Source organism: Candidatus Clostridium eludens, from assembly GCF_045310515.1.
GTDB classification, from domain to species: domain Bacteria; phylum Bacillota; class Clostridia; order Clostridiales; family Clostridiaceae; genus Clostridium_B; species Clostridium_B eludens.
Window position 1 is genome coordinate 1 of record NZ_JBJHZX010000106.1, and the last position, 3,251, is coordinate 3,251.

Sequence of the window (3,251 nt, forward strand, 5' to 3'; positions counted from 1 at the left end):
AGTTTTTCTTTTTCCTACTCATAGCTATAAGCTTTCCGGAACCACAGGTAAAACCTGTGGTATTCTAAAATAAATAATAATGCCATTGCTAAATACGCTGGCATCGTATGGAAAGAAAATCAATCTGGCGGTTTCAAAGCTGAAAATACACCAATGAACAAAGCAGGTAACCGTTATTTGCGTTATTATCTGATTCTTCTTGACATATTACCAAATTGCTTTATAGTTAAAATATCCTTAACTTATAGGCTAGATTATTTTTGTGCTATTAAACCATAAAAATTTGCTCCAATGTTTATAGTTGATATGTTTGAAAATCCAAGAACATCTAACACTTTTATTAAATCTGTTTTATCTAATCTATGTTCAATAGGAGGTCCAAACTCATTATTAATTTTCTGCCATTCAATAATAGCAATTCTTCCTTTAGGAGAAATACTTTTTTTTATCTCACTTAAGAATGCTTTTTTATCTTCTATCTCATGAAGTACATTACTTATAAAAGCAATAGTTATTTCAGCATCTTCTAATTTAAAATCATTTTCTTTTGTCAATAAAGTTTTTATATTTGAAATATTATTTTGCTTTATTTTTATTTGAACTTCTTGAAGCATTTCTGGCAAAATATCTAACGCAAATATTTTACCATTATCTCCTACAATTTTAGATGCTGGAATTGCAAAATATCCAATTCCACAACCTATGTCAGCCATCACGTCTCCTTGGTGTAATCCAAGTTTAATAAGCGTTTCTTCTGGCGGCAGCAGCTCCCTTCTTTTTGCATTATCAAGTTTATGTTTGTTTTTAACATCGAATTTGTGAATCATTGTTTATTTTCACCTGCCGAAACAAGATAATTTTCAATGGCACTTCTTAATGCCTTGACTCCAAGATTTGAGCAATGTTTCTTACTTTCCGGTAATCCTCCAAGTGCATTTATTATATCGTCTTCAGTAATTGCTGATGCTTCCTTTAAAGTTTTTCCCTTTGCAAGTTCTGTGGTCATACTACTTGTAGCCACTGATGCAGGACATCCATAAACTAAAAAACTAATATCCTCTATTAGATTATCTGCTACCTTAATATATATATTTAAAGAGTCTCCACAAGCTGGATCCCCAGCTTTTCCTTCTCCATTTGAGTCACTTAGTATTCCTACATTTCTAGGACACATAAAATGATCAATAACAATATCCGTATATTCACTTGTAAACATATATTCACTTCCTTATCCTTATTCTATAAAGTATTATAATTTGTTTTGTCACCTGTACACCATTTGGCACAAAAATCTGCTTTCTTACTGCATATAACTCTTTGAGAGCCACAAACGGGACAAATAAACCTGTCCCGTTCATAGTTCATTTCATATATGCTGCCACAATCAAAACATTTAAATTTACATAGAGTGGTTGTATAATTTCCTCCACTTATTCTTATAGCATTTCCCTGTGTCAAAGCCACGGCTACTTTCTTTCTTGCACTATCAATGATATTTTGAAAAGTTTGCCTAGACACCTGCATTCTTTCAGCACATTCTTCCTGATTGAATTCCTCAATATCTTTTAATCTCATGGCCTCAAGTTCTTCTACCTTCAAAAGTATTTCATTGATTTTACATTTAGCTTTTCCCCAGGGCACGAAATAGGTATCTTTGGGGAAAAATTCTACCTTTCTAAATTTTATTGGTCTTGACATATTTTATCCCCCTTGCATTTACTACATACTCCACTTAGCATGATGTTTACATCATTTACCTTTAAGTTATTTTCTTCTTCAACCTTTTTATTTAACTTTATATATTCTATAATTAAATCTACATTATCTATATCTATTATACTATTACACCTGGAACATTTAAAATGAATATGCAGAGGCTTTCCACTAAAAATTTTCATTTCATAGTAATTTATATCATTAACGTTTATCTTTTTTACTATATCTAAATCATTAAACACTTTCAGGCTTCTATATATTGTTGCAAGACCAATATTTGTGTCTTTTATTCTTTCATAAATTTCATTTGCAGATAAATGGATATTAGCATTTATCATTTCCAAAAGCACTATTCTCTTTTGTGTCGTGAACTTATATCCCTCTTTTTTAATTAATTTCTCATATAAGGAAATATCTCTATTCATTAATTTTCCTTAAATATTACTCATTACAGTGCCCCTCATGGGCATGTTCGCTGCATACACTGCCTGTGGATTTAAGTTCACCTTTTATAAACTTGTCTACAGCACTGCTGCATAACCCTTCAGCTCCCACAACAACTTCTATTCCACTTTGACTAAAAAGCTCTTGTGCTGCGGCTCCCATTCCTCCTGAGATTATTACATTTACACCAAGTTCTTTTAAAAATACTGGCAGATATCCTGGCCTATGTCCTGGATTTGGTACAAATTCCTCATTTTTTACTTTTTCATTTTCTACTTGGTAAATTGTAAATCCCTCACAGTGTCCAAAATGTCCACTTACATTTTTTCCTTCGCTTGCAACTGCTATTTTCATAATTATATCCTCCTAGATAATATATTTTTATACATTTTACTTTTATAAAATTAATCGATGTACTCTTTTAAAACATCATGGGTATACTCAATTATTTCAGCACAGGATACACCTTTTTTCTTTAACTCTATACATTCAAACGTTCCGTATTTTTCTTTTATTTGATTCATCATTTTTTTGGCACATTCTCTGGCTGTGTTTGGCTCTACAGCCTCTTTTCTTCCTCTTACTGCACCTAAGGCCACAAGTGCCCCTGTTATTGCCCCACAGCTACTTCCCACAGCCATACCTCCACCAAAAGGGCTGCCTATGGAAACTGGAATATTTAAGCTTTTTTCCTGATTTACCGCCTTTATTATAGATTCTGCACAATTGTACCCTTCTTTATAAAATTCTGCTGCCTTTTTCATTTGCATCTTCCTCCTATTTCTTAGACATACTAGTATTTTAAGATTCCCTTAGTAAATAAGTTTTTTTATGTTAGCCCACATTTCCTTAATGGCATTACACGCCGTACTGTCTTTGTAATATATAATAGGTTTCAACTCATTTATAGATTTTATTACAGTATCATCATAAGGAATTTTTCCTACTAGAACTAATTCTTTTTCTATTACAAATTCCTCTATTTCTTTAGCCATATCTTCATTTATATCATATTTATTTATACAGACCATAATAAGCAGTCCAAAGTTCATACATAATGCTGTTACTCTCATCAAATCTTCAAGTCCGGA

The 3,251-nt window shown here is 32.0% G+C and carries 6 protein-coding genes and 2 pseudogenes; 1 reads left to right on the plus strand and 7 read right to left on the minus strand.

Annotated elements, in window-relative coordinates:
- Positions 1–72: 72 nt before the first annotated feature.
- Positions 73–195: pseudogene (locus ACJDU8_RS26010) on the plus strand (transposase); the annotation flags it as partial.
- Positions 196–254: 59 nt separating this feature from the next.
- Here the strand turns inward: ACJDU8_RS26010 and ACJDU8_RS25285 are convergent.
- From ACJDU8_RS25285 to ACJDU8_RS25315, 7 genes and pseudogenes are all read right to left on the minus strand, one after another.
- A complete protein-coding gene (locus ACJDU8_RS25285; RefSeq protein ID WP_406794953.1) occupies positions 255–827 on the minus strand; it encodes a class I SAM-dependent methyltransferase in 573 nt (190 codons plus the stop codon).
- Positions 824–1,216, minus strand: coding sequence for an iron-sulfur cluster assembly scaffold protein (locus tag ACJDU8_RS25290; RefSeq protein WP_406794954.1), 393 nt, complete (start codon positions 1,214–1,216; stop codon positions 824–826). Before ACJDU8_RS25290 ends, ACJDU8_RS25285 begins: the two co-directional genes overlap by 4 nt.
- Positions 1,217–1,239: 23 nt before the next feature.
- On the minus strand, positions 1,240–1,698 hold the full coding sequence (locus tag ACJDU8_RS25295) for a DUF134 domain-containing protein (protein WP_406794955.1): 459 nt from the start codon (positions 1,696–1,698) through the stop codon (positions 1,240–1,242).
- The gene (locus tag ACJDU8_RS25300; protein ID WP_406794956.1) at positions 1,683–2,141 is read right to left on the minus strand and encodes a Fur family transcriptional regulator; all 459 of its coding nucleotides are present in this window, start codon (positions 2,139–2,141) and stop codon (positions 1,683–1,685) included. The genes ACJDU8_RS25295 and ACJDU8_RS25300 overlap by 16 nt, the downstream gene beginning before the upstream one ends.
- Before the next feature lie 16 nt (positions 2,142–2,157).
- Positions 2,158–2,514: a NifB/NifX family molybdenum-iron cluster-binding protein gene (locus ACJDU8_RS25305; protein ID WP_406794957.1), complete on the minus strand. Its 357-nt coding sequence runs from the start codon at positions 2,512–2,514 to the stop codon at positions 2,158–2,160.
- Between the two features lie 50 nt (positions 2,515–2,564).
- Complete coding sequence (locus ACJDU8_RS25310) at positions 2,565–2,924, minus strand: C-GCAxxG-C-C family (seleno)protein (RefSeq protein WP_406794958.1); 360 nt, start codon at positions 2,922–2,924, stop codon at positions 2,565–2,567.
- Between the two features lie 48 nt (positions 2,925–2,972).
- A pseudogene (locus tag ACJDU8_RS25315) lies at positions 2,973–3,251 on the minus strand ((4Fe-4S)-binding protein); the annotation flags it as partial.